Origin of the sequence: Ammoniphilus sp. YIM 78166 (assembly GCF_004522215.1) — a bacterium.
Lineage (GTDB): Bacteria > Bacillota > Bacilli > Aneurinibacillales > RAOX-1 > YIM-78166.
Map to the genome: position 1 here is coordinate 14,819 of NZ_SDLR01000003.1, position 15,019 is coordinate 29,837.

General features: G+C 44.2%; 14 protein-coding genes and 2 pseudogenes. 14 read left to right on the plus strand and 2 right to left on the minus strand.

Going from position 1 to position 15,019, the window contains the following annotated elements:
• The first annotated feature begins 102 nt into the window (after positions 1–102).
• The 7 genes from EIZ58_RS11570 to EIZ58_RS11590 all read left to right on the plus strand — a co-directional run bounded on the left by EIZ58_RS11570 (position 103) and on the right by EIZ58_RS11590 (position 4,462).
• Complete coding sequence (locus tag EIZ58_RS11570) at positions 103–1,455, plus strand: DJ-1/PfpI family protein (protein ID WP_134700994.1); 1,353 nt, start codon at positions 103–105, stop codon at positions 1,453–1,455.
• 14 nt (positions 1,456–1,469) lie between these two features.
• Positions 1,470–1,697, plus strand: a complete 228-nt coding sequence (locus EIZ58_RS34350) for a hypothetical protein (RefSeq protein WP_240689044.1) — start codon at positions 1,470–1,472, stop codon at positions 1,695–1,697.
• Entirely contained in the window at positions 1,694–1,846 is a 153-nt protein-coding gene (locus EIZ58_RS34355) for a type 1 glutamine amidotransferase family protein (protein ID WP_240689045.1), read from the plus strand. The genes EIZ58_RS34350 and EIZ58_RS34355 overlap by 4 nt, the downstream gene beginning before the upstream one ends.
• A 17-nt stretch (positions 1,847–1,863) precedes the next feature.
• Positions 1,864–2,220: a hypothetical protein gene (locus EIZ58_RS34360; protein WP_240689046.1), complete on the plus strand. Its 357-nt coding sequence runs from the start codon at positions 1,864–1,866 to the stop codon at positions 2,218–2,220.
• A gap of 245 nt (positions 2,221–2,465) precedes the next feature.
• The gene (locus EIZ58_RS11580) at positions 2,466–3,182 is read left to right on the plus strand and encodes a nucleoside phosphorylase (protein ID WP_134700995.1); all 717 of its coding nucleotides are present in this window, start codon (positions 2,466–2,468) and stop codon (positions 3,180–3,182) included.
• Positions 3,183–3,288: 106 nt separating this feature from the next.
• Positions 3,289–3,771 carry a UPF0158 family protein gene (locus EIZ58_RS11585; protein WP_240689047.1) on the plus strand — a complete coding sequence of 161 codons (483 nt, stop codon included), beginning with the start codon at positions 3,289–3,291 and terminating at the stop codon, positions 3,769–3,771.
• A 343-nt stretch (positions 3,772–4,114) separates the two neighbouring features.
• The gene (locus tag EIZ58_RS11590; RefSeq protein ID WP_134701951.1) at positions 4,115–4,462 is read left to right on the plus strand and encodes a VOC family protein; all 348 of its coding nucleotides are present in this window, start codon (positions 4,115–4,117) and stop codon (positions 4,460–4,462) included.
• A gap of 626 nt (positions 4,463–5,088) precedes the next feature.
• Here the strand turns inward: EIZ58_RS11590 and EIZ58_RS35125 are convergent.
• Positions 5,089–5,246, minus strand: a pseudogene (locus EIZ58_RS35125) (FCD domain-containing protein); the annotation flags it as partial.
• Positions 5,247–5,445: 199 nt separating this feature from the next.
• On the opposite strand from EIZ58_RS35125, the gene EIZ58_RS11600 reads away from it, so the two are divergent.
• The 6 genes and pseudogenes from EIZ58_RS11600 (at position 5,446) to EIZ58_RS11625 (ending at position 12,423) form a co-directional block, all read left to right on the plus strand.
• A complete protein-coding gene (locus tag EIZ58_RS11600) occupies positions 5,446–5,778 on the plus strand; it encodes a nucleotidyltransferase family protein (protein WP_205672170.1) in 333 nt (110 codons plus the stop codon).
• Positions 5,754–6,146 carry an HI0074 family nucleotidyltransferase substrate-binding subunit gene (locus tag EIZ58_RS11605; RefSeq protein WP_134700998.1) on the plus strand — a complete coding sequence of 131 codons (393 nt, stop codon included), beginning with the start codon at positions 5,754–5,756 and terminating at the stop codon, positions 6,144–6,146. The genes EIZ58_RS11600 and EIZ58_RS11605 overlap by 25 nt, the downstream gene beginning before the upstream one ends.
• A 288-nt stretch (positions 6,147–6,434) precedes the next feature.
• Positions 6,435–6,539 (plus strand): annotated as a pseudogene (locus tag EIZ58_RS34365) (VOC family protein); the annotation flags it as partial.
• 557 nt (positions 6,540–7,096) lie between these two features.
• Positions 7,097–9,142, plus strand: a complete 2,046-nt coding sequence (locus EIZ58_RS11615) for a heavy metal translocating P-type ATPase (RefSeq protein ID WP_134701952.1) — start codon at positions 7,097–7,099, stop codon at positions 9,140–9,142.
• 32 nt (positions 9,143–9,174) lie between these two features.
• Positions 9,175–10,074 (plus strand): type 1 glutamine amidotransferase family protein, encoded by a 900-nt coding sequence (locus EIZ58_RS11620; protein ID WP_167577629.1) that lies wholly within the window; start codon positions 9,175–9,177, stop codon positions 10,072–10,074.
• A 381-nt stretch (positions 10,075–10,455) separates the two neighbouring features.
• Positions 10,456–12,423, plus strand: coding sequence for an oxidoreductase (locus EIZ58_RS11625; protein ID WP_134701000.1), 1,968 nt, complete (start codon positions 10,456–10,458; stop codon positions 12,421–12,423).
• A 52-nt stretch (positions 12,424–12,475) separates the two neighbouring features.
• Here the strand turns inward: EIZ58_RS11625 and EIZ58_RS11630 are convergent, their stop codons facing one another.
• Complete coding sequence (locus EIZ58_RS11630) at positions 12,476–13,378, minus strand: LysR family transcriptional regulator (protein WP_134701001.1); 903 nt, start codon at positions 13,376–13,378, stop codon at positions 12,476–12,478.
• 228 nt (positions 13,379–13,606) lie between these two features.
• Here EIZ58_RS11630 and EIZ58_RS11635 point away from each other — a divergent pair, with 228 nt between their 5' ends.
• Entirely contained in the window at positions 13,607–15,016 is a 1,410-nt protein-coding gene (locus tag EIZ58_RS11635) for a sodium:solute symporter family protein (RefSeq protein ID WP_240689049.1), read from the plus strand.
• Positions 15,017–15,019: the final 3 nt, after the last annotated feature.

The window sequence follows — 15,019 nt, forward strand, 5'->3', positions numbered from 1 at the left end:
CAAAAATCTGCGGGCAGAGGAGCATGGTTTGCGCGTTCGGCTGAACGCATCCGGATTATGATAGGACCAGGAAGATAAAGGAAAGAAGAAGGAGGAAAGGAAATGAAGAGGTTATTCATTCGTTTTCTTGTTTATGCCATGAGTTTTGTCGTGTTTGTGGGAGGGATTGGGGCACTCGGAATGATCCGCTCTCAAAAGGATTTTTACGGCGCTTTCCGCACAGAGCCCATCCCTTCTTTACCAGCTATGGAGAAACCAATCTATGATCCGAGTAAACCAACGGTGGCCGTTCTATTAGGTAACGAAACGACAGAGGGAACCGATTTTTCGATTCCGTACGAACTCTTCTCCAGGACCGGAGAATTCAATGTCTATGCCGTGGCTTCAGACAATCAAGTACGGACATTAACGGGCGGACTAGAAGTCGTGCCTCACTATTCTTTTGCAGAACTGGATCAACTAGTAGGAAGAAGTCCTGACATGATCGTCATTCCGTTTATGACAATGAAACATGAAAAGAAGTTTCAACCGGTTCAAGAATGGGTTCAAAAGCATGCGAAAACCAATTTGCTTACGATCTGCGGCGGGTCGGGAAATTTGGCAGCGATGGGTTTATTGAAAGGTAGCACGGTGGCTACCCACTGGCAGAACCGAATATTTGGCGGAATCGAAAGTAGATTTCCTGAAACCCATTGGGTCTGGGATCAACGCTATACGCAATCTGGCAATGTCGTATCTTCAGCAGGTGTTTCCTCCGGAATGGATGCTGTACTGTATGTGATTTCGCAAAGATTAGGCGAGCAGGCGGCTGCAAAACTGGTAGAAGAAATGAACTATCCATCTTACCACTATGTGAAAAACCCACAGATGGATCCATTTGATGTCAATTTGTGGACCTATACCTTAAATAACGCCTTTCATTGGAGTAAGAAAAAGGCCGGTGTCTTGCTTTATAACGGCATCGAGGAAATAGCGCTCGCTTCCGTCTTCGACATCTATTCGGATACAGGAACGACAAAGGTTCTTTCCATCTCCGCTTCGGAGCAGCCGATCGTGACCAAACACGGTCTCACCCTGATTTCCAGAAATCTAATAAAGAATACTCCAACGCTAGATAAATTGGTTGTTCCGGGTAGAGAAGCGAAGTCGCTTGCCGCAGAGGACATTATTAAATGGGAGGAAACGGGCCGTGCCAAGGAAGTGAAGTTCGTTCACAGTGATTCGCCACAACGATTTCTATTTGAAGTGGAGCTTGAAGATTTAGCTAAGCAAGAAGATCTTCTGACCGCCGAACATGCGGTGAGACGACTGGAATTCCGAGCCGACGATATCCAGCTTGAAGGCAAACCGTTTCCCGTGGAGACCTACGGCAATCTTCTTCTTACTGTCCTACTCGCAATTCTGGCAGCATTCTGCATGGACAGAAGATTAATTATGAAAAACAAAAGCCATTGAGGAGGAAAAAGAGCATGAAAAGGTTATTCCTGCGCCTGGTTATTTATGTATGTACATTCCTAGTGTTATTCGGAGGGATAGGGGGATTGGGATTTTTTCGTTCCACAGGTGCTTTTTACGAAGCTCCTCGCCAGGAGCCCCTTCCTTCTTTACAAGGAGTGAAAAAGCCGGAATATAATCCAAACAATCTACGGTTGCTGTACTGTTGGGAAATGAAACCACGTATGGCTCCGATTTTATGATTCCCTATGAATTGTTCTCTCGAACGGGAGCATTCAATGTCTATGCTGTTGCATCAGATACTCAGGTGAAGTCATTAACGGGGAGCCTAGATGTGGTGCCCCACTATTCTTTTCATGAATTAGATCAACTATTAGGAAACACGGTCTGAATCTGACTTCCAGATATGTGATACCAGATCTGCCGAAACTAGATAAAATCATCGTTCCAGGAAGAGAAGCGAGACCGTTGGCATCAAAGGAAATAACAGACTTGAATGAAAAGGAACCCACCATGGAAGTTCAGTTTGTTCATAGCGATTACCCAGATCGGTTTATATTGGAAGTGGAGCTCGAGGATCTGGCCAAGCAAGAGGACCTCCTTACCGCTAATCATGTGGTGAAACGACTTGAATTCCGAGGAGATGATATCCAACTTGAAGGCAGACCGTTTCCACTTGAAACCTATGGTAATATGATGTTAACCGCTTTACTAGCGTTATTAGTAGCATTCTATATGGATAGAATATTCTTGAAGAGTGTTTAACAGAAATACCTCCTCGGGTAGGGGTTGACACCAAATAGAAAAATTGAATATATTTCCATATCTGTTATAATGAAAAGGTGATTTTGAAAACAGACAGACTATACTTCTATTTGGAATTCATCAACCCGATGTCCATGCAAAATAGAATCCATGATAGCTTGAATGAAAAAAGTTGCCTCAGGTTCTATGAGACAACTTCTTTTTGTATGGGAACGACTTATTTCAGATGTGAGGGAGAAGATGAAATGTTTTTACCCATTCTAAAATTAGATTCTATCGATTTACCCACAGCCGCTCTGGTTTGCGGAGATCCAGATAGGGCAAAACAAATAGCCGAACGATTGGAGGGGGCGAGGGAATTGTCCTTTAACCGGGAATACCGGACCTTTGTCGGGAGCTATAAAAGCAGGGATCTCGCAGTTGTGAGCCATGGTGTTGGATCCCCTGGGGCAGCGGTCTGCTTTGAGGAGCTCATTCGAGGGGGAGTGAATACGATCATCCGGGTGGGGACAGCCGGATCCTACGTTCAAGATCTGTCTTCTGGGAGCCTTGTGGTTAGCATCGGGTCAGTGAGGGAGGAGGGGCTAACCCGCCAGTTGGTTCCCATGGGCTTTCCAGCCGTGGCTGATACGGTTCTTTCCGAAGAACTCTTTCAAATGGCGTTAGAGAGAAAAGCGAGCGTCCGCAAGGGAATTACGTTGACTTTGGATGCTTTTTATTCCGGAGTGGAGGAGTTCCCGCACAAAAAATACAAGCAAGCTGGCGTCTTGGCTGTCGAGATGGAGAATGCAGCCCTATTTGTGATTGCCTCTCTCAGGGGAGCGCGGGCGGGAGCGATTATGGCTATTGATGGTTACGCCGATGAGGAGTTGGCTGAAGTGTATGATCCTTATACGAAACAGGTCGGAAAAGCCATTGAACTCGAAATCGAAATCGCCTTGGAAGCTCTGGTTAAGATCTGATAGCAATGGAACGGACTTGGTGAGAAAGAAACAGCATCAAATATCTCTCGGAAACCCAAGGGTATGGCGGTAGGGAGCAAAATGATTAAAATACGAAACGACAGGAATGAAAATCATGAAAAATAAGCCTGTGAAGTTGAATGATTTAGTGGAAGAAATTGAAATACAAATAAATGGTACATTTACATATATCAATACCCAAACAGGAGAGGTGATCACATTATCGGAAGAAGAGATCCGTGCGGTAGAAAGTGAGAAGCCTATCGAGAACTTTCCTGATTGGCAAAAAGAGAATATTGAAAAAGCAATAGAAATCCTAGAGGATGAGGAAGGGATTTACTTCGACTTCACGTTGAGGAACGAGTACGATGAGTATGAAATTATAGAGGATTTTATTGGAACCGTTATTGAACAAGAGATTCAAGAAACATTGTATGAAGCCATTCAAGGAAGAGGGGCATTTCGGAGATTTAAAGATGGGATCATCGAACATGGTGTTGAAAAAGAATGGTATGAATATAAGGAAAAGAGGATAAAGGAATTAGTCATTGAATGGTGTAAAGAGCATGACATCGAAATAGAGGAATGATCCTTTGATCCTTGCATCATATCGGGATAGTCAATTGAATAGGAAATCCATTGATTTCTTACATATCAGTAGATGAAATGGGAGCGACGGATTCAACACCATCGCTCCTTTTGATTTCCTTTCTGACCAAGCAAAATCCCTTTAGCTAGGGAAGAGTTAATTAAAATAGCTTCATCTATAAACTAAGGTCAGACTGAAAACTTTGAACAAATGTGATCGATAGCGCGTGTCGGCATCAAGCATCCGTCGGTTGGTTGACAAAGGAATTTACTTTTTTTTCCTTGAATGGATTTCTAATTAATGGGAAAATTAAAATGTTAGAGAAGGGAGCGAGTTTATTATGATGATAAAAGGTTTTGGAGGAATATTTTGGAGGACTAAAAATATAGAGGCTATAAAAAAATGGTACAGTGAAGTGCTAAAAATTGAAATAGAGAATTGGAATGGTACCATTATTACACCACAATCAGGAAATCAAACTATCTTTTCCTTCTTTTCCGAAAATGACAACTATTTTCCAACAGAACAGCAAGTGATGTTAAACTTCCAAGTATATAATCTAAACGAGACTATTAAGCATCTTGAACATATTGGTGTACCTCTTGTAAAGGAAAAAGAGGTTAGTGAATTTGGTAAGTTTATTTGGATTAAAGATCCTGAAGGTAGATTGGTTGAGCTATGGGAGAAATAACAGGTTGTAATTATCCATATTTTGTTGAACAAAGGGTGCTTGAGCGAAACAAGGAGTTGTAGTTGGTTTTACTATTGGGGAGTTTAGCTCAACAGTGTGAGGGCATCGAGTTGGGACGTTGTAAAGATTAGTGGTATAAAGTCCATTTATCTGAAAAAATTAGAGGTAAAAGAGGAAAATAAGTGGAGAATCGATAACTACAGCTACAATATAGCTTGTAATTTTGGCTTTCAGAGCTAATAGTTGGATTTTTTCCACCTACAAAATGAATCCCGTTCTCTTTTTTATCAATAGGTGGAGAATCTCCACTATTTACTCTCCCTTCCATCTTACATGTATACTATCAGTGGACTTTTGCTGATTATTGTCTTTATAAATACCCTGTAGGGGGTATTTTTTAGTTTGGTCATTTTCAGGCGGGGGAACGGGATCGCGGTATTCATCTCCCTGCTTTTTTGCACCGGTAATGGGAGTTAAGTTAGGATACTGATCCAAAGCAAATGAAAGAATCGGCTTAATAATTGATGAGGGACTACCCTTCAGTTCGGTAAAGTGTGAAAGTGTTTTGCGATTACGTTCATTTTGAAAGGCGCAGGTGTGGCTGACTGATTGATCGATAAAGCCCTTATCTCTTCATGCTCGTCAATGAGAAAAGGGCGGTTATGGAGGACACAGTTTTTCGGAAAAGGTAGATGATAGATTGCATGCAGTCAATAATATCCACCATGACAGGATTGTGGCTGGCTTGGACGATGATATCGTGAAATTCCTCATTGGCCTTCATAACTATCGTAACGTTGCGGTTTGTAGTAATGCAGTCGTTCAATCGTTTTATGTTTTCTTCATCCATATAGGCTGCATTTTGTCGAAGCCGTGTTGAACTCAACACGGCTTCTTAGTTAACTCCCTGTTACCAGTTTTCCTGTTTTCCCTAAATTCCCTATGATACAATGAGGATAGTACAACTGAAGGGGTTGGCTATTGTGGTTCATTCCGAAGGTAGGTTGAATAGAGAAAGGCTGTTAGATCAAGTTAAAGACATAGTGGTACAAGCTACACAAGACTATCCCGTCTCTGTTTACTTATTTGGATCTTGGGCTAGAAATGAAGAAAAGCGATCTTCTGATATCGATATAGCAATTGATTCAGAAGAGGAGGGTATTTCTCCATCGCTACTCAACACTCTTCGTGATGCTGTAGAGGAATCACTCATTCCTTACCGTATAGATATAGTTGATTTGGTTAAAGCTGATCCAGCTATTCGTCAAAAAGTTCAAAAGGAGGGGATATTATGGAGAGATTACAAGAGCGTTTAAATGTAGCTGAAAAAGCCTTTAATACCCTTGAAGAAGTAATGGCCATTGTACAACCAAACTCCATTGAACGGGATGCCTCGATTCAGCGGTTTGAGTTTACATTTGAAGCTGTATGGAAAGCAGCTAAACAATGGCTCTATGATGTTGAAGGATTAGATGTTGGCTCTCCTAAAAGTGTGATTCGCACTTTCCGCGAGATTGGTCTTTTTGACGAGGAAACCACCGTTCTTGGACTCCAGATGGTCAATGACCGAAATCTTACGGTTCATACATACAATGAAGCTCTAGCCAATGAAATATATAGTAAACTTACCCTATACGCTCCCTTGTTAAAGGATTGGATTAGGAATATGAAAGAAAAGATTTGATCCCGCTCCCGGGGTCTGTCAGTTTAGTACGGACTATTAAAGATAGGGCTTCCCACACAAATTAAGGTTGCTGTAGGAGCGCTTTCTTTCTATTTCTGCGGTAATCAAACAGAACTGAACTTTGATTTGTATGAGAACACTTCATACGCAGAAGGGCTCCCTTGGTTTGTCATCCCCGTAAGAAACTAAAAAGCAGATTGAAAAAGTAGATAAAGAAAACGAGAAGCGGAAGCCCAGTTTGGGTTTCCGCTACTTAAATAACTCCTGTAAAAGTATGGGGAGGTAATCATGGGAAGATTAACTCATTTTCAAATTCATGTGAATAACATGGAACGGACCAAGAAGTTCTATGGAGAGGTATTCGGATGGTCATTTCAAAGGAGCAGATATGCTGCTTCTTTTATTTTATAAAATAGATATAGAGGTTCATTTCTTTAAAGACGGAGTCTAAATCCAAATCTTCATAATTAAACTAACGCTCATCCAAGCTGTTCATCCAGCGGTGCACCCAAGCTGGTACCCAGACAGGCATTTTCATACACCAGGTGTCCTCCAAACGCTCATTTCGCAATAAACGATACAAGCAGTAGATGAAGGTAATGACTGATATAAAAATGGTAAGTATTACATTCGTGCTCATTTTCTAGTTGGGAAGCTCAATGGAATTTACAGGATTATAAAACACAACGAAACGAAAAAGGGAGAAAAAAGCTGATTCTAAATGAGGAACGAAATAATTTCGTTCAACAACGCCTATACAGGTTTTCGCTGATCGGTCAAACGACCGGTCTTTTTTGCGTGAAGTCCGCAAAATTCTGCGTTGAGGCTTGCATGGTTTGCGCGTTGGCGTTTCGTGACCAGCAGTATGATGTAATCAAGAGAATGAATTAAACAGAAGGGTGTGACTTTCCTTGAATACAACGGCAACGGAAACGCTCGCGATATCCAGAATGACGTGCGCCGCGTGTGCAATGAGAATTGAAAAAGGACTTAACAAAATGCAAGGCGTCAAAGCATCAGTTAATTTAGCCATGGAAACCGCACGGGTTGAGTTTCAAGCAGAAGAGATCACTGCTGATGACATCATCAAAAAGGTAGAGAAATTGGGGTATGGGGCGAGTCTCCAATCCCAATCGGGCGGGAACCAAGATCAAGGTCGTCGGAAACATGAGATCCGCTTGCAACAAGGGATCCTATCCATCTCCATCCTACTCACTCTTCCGTTGTTGTGGGCGATGGTGACCCATTTTTCTTTCACCTCTTGGATCTGGTCTCCAGAGATCTTGATGAACCCCTGGTTTCAGTTTGCGTTGTCTACACCGGTTCAGTTTTGGATTGGAGCTCGGTTCTACATTGGAGCGTTTAAAGCTCTTCGAAACGGCAGTGCGAATATGTATGTACTCGTAGCGCTAGGAACCTCTGCGGCCTATTTCTATAGCTTATACGTCACGATCTACGAACCCTCCTCCGAGCTTTACTATGAAACCAGTGCGGTATTGATTACGTTGATCTTACTTGGAAAGCTGTTCGAGAATCTTGCGAAAGGACGGTCATCGGAAGCGATCAAATCCCTCATGGGACTTCAAGCGAAGACCGCACTCGTGATTCGTGTTGGAGTCGAGATGAGTATAGCGATTGAGAACGTGGTCGTTGGAGATCTCGTCCTCGTCAAACCCGGTGAAAAAATACCGGTAGATGGCACGGTCATGGAAGGATCCTCTGCTGTCGATGAATCGATGCTAACCGGAGAAAGCTTACCCGTCCGTAAGCGAGCGGGAGATTCAGTCATCGGGGCGACGATGAACAAAGAAGGTGTACTACAGATCAAGGCGACGAAGGTGGGCAAAGAGACGGCACTTGCCCAAATTATCAAAGTGGTGGAAGAGGCACAGGGTTCCAAAGCACCGATCCAGCGACTCGCTGATGTGATATCAGGAATCTTCGTCCCCATCGTCGTAGGAATTGCCATCATCACCTTTCTTGTTTGGTATTTTCTAGGGGAGCCAGGGAATTTTGCTGGAGCGCTAGAAAAAGCGATCGCCGTTCTCGTGATTGCCTGTCCGTGCGCATTAGGGCTAGCTACCCCAACCTCGATTATGGCAGGTTCAGGTCGTGCAGCAGAGCTCGGGATTTTATTCAAGGGGGGAGAACACCTTGAAAACACCCATACGATCACGACGATCCTTTTAGATAAAACAGGAACCGTGACCAAAGGAAAACCAGAGCTAACCGATATTCATATCGTAGGCGAGTATGAGGAAGCGAAGGTCCTCTCGTTCATTGGTGCAGCAGAAAAGAATTCAGAACACCCTCTTGCCGAAGCGATCGTGAGCGGGATTCAGAAAAGAGGACAGCTTCTCCCATCGACGGAAGAATTTCAAGCGATTCCGGGGTATGGCATTCAAGCGAGGGTTGAAGGCCACGAAGTATTAATTGGAACCCGAAAGCTTATGGAGCAACATGGGGTTAGGATTGAGAGTGCCTTAGAGGAAATGAGTCGATTGGAATCGCAAGGGAAGACCGCGATGTTGTTAGCCATCAATGGAAGGTATGCAGGATTTCTGGCCGTAGCCGACACCGTGAAAGAAACTTCCCGAGAAGCCATTACGCGTATGAAGGAGCTTGGGCTTGAGGTCATGATGGTCACGGGGGACAATGAACGGACCGCTAAGGCCATTGCGAATCAAGTACGCATTGATCACGTATTGGCTGGTGTACTTCCAGAAGGTAAGGCCAAGGAAGTCAAGAAGCTGCAAGCAGTAGGCAAGAAAGTGGCCATGGTTGGAGATGGGATTAATGATGCTCCTGCCCTGGCGACAGCGGATATCGGAATGGCCATGGGAACGGGAACAGACGTAGCCATGGAATCCGCCGATGTTACGTTAATGCGAGGGGATTTGGACAGTATCCCTGAAGCGATCTCTATGAGTCGGAAAACGATGGTGAATATCAGACAAAATTTGTTTTGGGCGCTGGCTTACAATGTCAATTGCTAGGTAAGAGCCCTGATATAATTGCCATTCCCTATATGACGAACACGAAAAACGAAGAACTCGTTAGCGATTGGATTCTAAAGCATCAAGATACGACATTATTAAGTATTTGTGCTGGAGCAGGCAATTTAGCAGCAACCGGATTATTAGATGGGAAGTTAGGGGCAACTCATTGGCAGACCATGCCCTATCTAACTAAGAAATTTCCTGATGTGAAATGGCAAGACAATAAACGATTTGTAACGAATGGCGAAAACATGGTTTCCTCTGCAGGCATTTCATCAGGAATTGACGCCACTCTGTATGTCATCTCGAAAAACCTAGGTGAGCCGATGGCAGAGAAAGTGGCGAAAGAGATAAACTATCCTTCCTATCAATTCGTAAAGAATCCGACAGTAGACCCCTTTTACATGGATTGGCGCTTCTCCACCTACGTATTGAACAATATGTTACAGTGGAACAAAACAGAGGCTGGGGTTCTCCTTTATAATGGTGTAGAAGAAATGGCCTTGGCCTCCGTATTTGATATTTATTCAGACTCCGGAACGAGCAGGGTACATTCCATTACCCGTTCGGCCGTTCCCGTAGTTACCAAACACGGACTCCATTTAGTTTCTAGATATGCCATGTCTGATGCACCAAAGCTGGATAAAATGATTGTTCCAGGTACCGACGCAAGAACATTGGCTTCAGAAGATCCTCAATGGAACGAGGTAGAGAATACGAAGGGTCTTCGATTTGTCCATAGCGATTCACCAGAACGATTTATTTTTGAGGTTCAGCTAGAAGATTTAGCAAAGCAAGAAGACATTCTAACCGCTAGACACGCAGTGAAACGACTCGAATATCGTGCGACGGATATTCAACTGGAAGGGAATGCTGTTCCGTTTGAAACTTATTTTAACCTTCTACTAACTGTGATCGTTCCTTATTAATTGCAGGTTATATGGATAGACGATTCATTTTAAAGAGAAAAATGCCAAAGGTCGTCAATCCAGAGCTCTGATCAAAATGCTGGAAAGGTAGTGACTGACAATGCTCATCCTCACGGACATTCAGGATGCAATAGAACGCCAACTTCTTCACAATAAGAGTAAGAGTATTTTTTATGAGCTGGCCAATTTACCTTGATGAGAGACTGTCCCTCAGTTGAGTAAAGCACGAAAGTGCTTTGCTATAACCTCTATAATTAATAAGTATAAGTTATTAGTTATTCATTAAATGAATATTGGACTTATTATTCAACATGTCTTACATTTAATTTATAGAATAATTCGAATAGGTAATCACCTACGAAACTATAAGGAGATGTGGATATGTATCAATTTCCGACACTTTTTAGCCCCATAACCATTGGGAAGCGAGTAATCAAAAACCGAATCGTATCGAGTGCCCATGGGGAAGGGTTTGCCCATGGAGGTCTTATGAATGAACAGCTGCTTCGCTATTATGAGAGAAAGGCCGAAGGGGGAACAGGCTTGATTATGGCCTTCGGTTCCGGGAATGTCTACGAGAAAGCTACTCATCCTAAGTATGTAAGCCTATGGAATCCGAAGAACGAGTCCCTGTTTAGAGAGCTTTCCGATCGGATCCATGCTCATGGCAGTTTGCTTATGGCTCAGGGGACTCATAAGGGGCGTCGTTTAAATTCAAAGGTTACAGGACACCCGATTCAAGCGCCTTCCGCCATTGCCGAAAAGATCAGTAGGGAAATTCCAGCAGCGCTACGAATAGATCAGATTAAAGAGATCGTTCAGGCCTTTGCTGCCTCAGCTGCCCTATTGGAGAGATGCGGGTTTGATGGAATGGAAATTACATCTTACGGCGGTCATCTGATTGAACAATTTTGGAGCCCCGCGGTCAACCAGCGTACCGATCAATACGGGGGTGATTTAACCGGACGGATGCGTTTTTCCATGGAAGTCATGGAAGCTATCGCAGAAGCCGTATCGGACGAATTCATTCTGAGTTTCCGAATGACCGGTGATCCTCTGGCGGAAGAAACGCTTGGCCTCAATCAAGACGATATGCTTGAAATTGCCTTAAAGCTCGATAGCTTAAAACGGATTAATGTTTTTCATATCAGTGGGAGCAGCGGGGATACGGCGGCCTTAACGGCGGCCATGGTGCCGCCGGATCCTTTTCCGCGCGGACTTTATAACCATTTGTCAAGGAGGATGAAAGAATATCTTTCCGTTCCTGTCCTGGTAGCTGGACGCATACTGGATCCCAATCAGGCTGAAAAGGCCCTTGCTGAAGGGGATTGTGATTTGGTCGCCATGACTCGAGCCATCATAGCGGATCCCGATATGCCGCGAAAGGCCATGGGAGGAGAAGTGCTGCAGATTCGTCCATGTATCGGAACCAATCAAGGTTGCATCGGAAGAACCTATGATGGACTACCCATGGGTTGTGCGGTAAATCCGGCCATTAGCGATGATCGTTTCTATGACTTTCAATCGACCACCGAATGTCGAAAGGTCGCTGTAATAGGGGGCGGTCCAGCGGGTATGGAAGCGGCCCGGGTGGCTGCGGAACGCGGACATGAGGTCGTTCTTTTTGAACGCTCCCAACGCTTGGGCGGTCAGGTCCTTTTCGGCGCGATGCAACCGGACCGTGAGCACTATGGTTTGCATATTGACTGGATTAGGCACGAGCTGCAAAGGCTTGGAGTGGATATACGCTTAGGCATAGAGGCAAGTCTGGAAGATATACTTGCCCTTAATCCTGATTCCGTTGTGCTTGCGACAGGCTCTAAGACGATCATTCCTAGAGAGGCTGAAGGGTTAGCGGTTCCATGTATAACAGATGTAGACCTCCTTACCGGCAAGGAGAAGATGGAACCGGGAGCGCGGGTTTTCATCTACGATGCGGGAGGAAGGCGGGGGGCCTATGCGGCAAAATTTGCAGCCCAGTCCGGAGCCGGCCGAGTGGAGTTGGCATCTTCGCTCCAAACGGTCTGTGAAGATCTTGACAGTACAACGAAACCCACGATGTTCAGAACTCTAACCCAAAGCCGCGTCGTATTAACGCCTAATCAGAATTTAATTGGGCAGCGTGAAGGGTTGCTTACCATTCGTGATAATTGGTCGGATACGGAGCGTGCGGTAGATGATGTAGATCTGATTGTTTTCGCTGGTTACCGAGTTTCCTTGAATTATCTCGAGGGGATGCTAAGAGAGCAAAAGCCAGATATGGATGTGTATACGATTGGGGACTCTCTTGCCCCGCGATCCATGAGTGATGCCGTTGCGGATGGGGTTCGTGTAGGAAATAAGATTTGATAACAAAGGCCGTTCTTCGAAAAGGAGGAGCGGCCTTTTCATTTGTTCTGCCTTAAGACTCGAGAAGGTGAGGAATGACCTCCTCATTCATAAGGGTAAGAAATGAACGCACAACCGGAGAGAAATTGTCTTTTTTGCATGCAATTGCGGTATGAATTTTCGTATATTCATCTTGTATGGGGAGATAGGCCACATTTTCATTTTTCAAGTATTGAATAGAAGCAGGCAAAATGCAAATCCCTAATTCGGAGGCAACAAGAGACACCATGGTTTGCAGTTCTTGCGCTTCCTGAACCGTCTTAGGGCTGAACCCCGCTTGATAACACAAGCTGATAATGGCATCGTAGTAGCCTGGCCCTGAGAGTCTTGGCGGCATGATAAACGATTCATTCATTAACTCAGACATAAAAAGAGTAGTAGCAGAATGGGCCAGGGGGTGACTTTTAGGCAACGCGACAATAAAGGATTCTTTCCTTAGTACCTCTAAATCCAAGGATACACTTTCAATCGGGGGGATCAGAATTCCTACGTCAATCTCCTCTTCAAGCAAGCCGTTCACCTGTTCAACTGTGGTTAGATGCCTTAGAACGATTTTCACGTTGGGGTAGTGTTCCCGGTAAACTTTAAGAATGAATGGCAAAAGGTCAAAGGTGACGAGCCCTGCAAACCCTAATTTCAATTCACCGGATTGTCCCTTATGTACTCTTTTAGCTTCCTCACACGCGTCATCGACCTGGATGAGGATTTGATTGGCCCGGTTCAAAAAGACCTTTCCTGCTTCTGTCAGATGGACCTGCCGTTTCGTTCGATGAAAGAGTGGAACGCCAATTTCGGTTTCAAGCTGTTTAATTTGTTGACTTAGTGCAGGCTGTGCCAACTGCAATCGTTCAGCCGCCCGGCCGAAATGGAGTTCTTTAGCCAAGGTTACAAAGTATCTTACATGCCGTAACTCCATCTTGATCTCCTCCTTTCTTCTTCATTAATAATTATAAACTATTAGTAATTAACAAACTAGATATTGGACTTATCAATAGGAAATCGTGTACATTTGTTTTATAGAATAATAAGAAATGTTTTAAAGTTAACAATAGTGAGAAAGGAGGACGTTCGAGGTTAATTACAAAGGTTGGGGGATCCTCTCCGCGAATTACATTCTTAAGCCATGTAGAAAGGAAGTTGATCTATGTCCGCATTGCCCGTTATTGTGATCTACGCTCTCCTAATGGTTATTTTTGCTATATACTTTAGTAAACGTGAGGTAAAGAGCGGGGAAGATTTTATGGTCGCAGGTCATCGTCTCCCCCTCATCGTGGTCATCGGTACGTTGACCGCCACATGGGTAGGTTCTGGATCCCTTATAGGCGGGGCAGGCTTTGTTTATCAAAAAGGGCCAATGGCGGCAGCCTTCTACTTCTTAGGGGCTCCTTTAGGAATCCTCGTCATGTATTTTATAGCTGCTAAAACACGGCTACTGGCGAAACGCACCGTTCCAGAAATGCTCGAAATACGATTTGGAAGCTTAACCCGTTTGCTGGCGGCCGTTTTTATCCTCATTACTTATATCAGTGTGCTATCTTATCAATTCATTGCTGGGGGCTATATCCTTCATATTACTACGGGCCTACCGGAGCAAACGGGATCCTTCTTGACCGTGTTGCTGGTGATTGTCCTTGCGTGTACAGGAGGATTGTTCTCCGTATCTTATACGGATGTGATCAGCGCCTTTATCATCGTTTTTGGATTTATACTAGCTATTCCCTTTATCTTGTCAGAGGTTGGAGGCTTCACAGGTCTTGCCGCTAGTTTACCCGATCAGCAGTCTACTTGGACTGGGGGATTAACGTTAGCACAGCTCATAGGTTACCTTTTACCCATGTTCATCTATATTATTGGGGACCAGAATTTGCTTCAGCGCTTTTCGGCTTCCAAGGATGAAAAAGTGGCCAAAAAATCAACCATCGGCTTTTTCATTGGGGTACTGTCTATCTACAGTTTAATTACATTATTAGCAACGTCCGCGATCGTACTTCTGCCATCGATCAAGCCCGATACCGCGCTCATAGAAATTGCAAGTCAAGTGTTACCACTGTCTGTCGGCTCTATTATCCTAGCTGCCTTTACTGCCTTACTTGTCACGACGGCAAATTCCTTCCTGTTATCCATGTCAGGTAATGCCGTATATGATTTGTATGGAAGATTTAAAGGGGAATTGAATGAGAGACAGTACTTGAAGATTAGTCGCATCTTTGTTGTCCTGATTGGAATTGTTGCTTATTTTCTTGGTACTTTCTTTACCAGTGTTCTGGAATTGTCCGTATTTGCCTTCACCATGTACGGAGCAGCGCTTACACCCGTTATTCTAGCAGGCTTCTTCTGGAAACGGGCCACGACGGCAGGGGCCATTGCCTGTATATTAACGGGAGGTATTGCAACGATAATCTGGCAAGCGATGGGTAAGCCATTTGGGTGGAACGCGGTACTCATCTCCTTACCTTTATCGATTCTAGCACTTGTTTTTGTTAGTTTGATCACTGGCAATAAACAAAATAGTTACCCAACCGAGCTAACCGGAAATGAAGAGCTGGCAAAATGATAG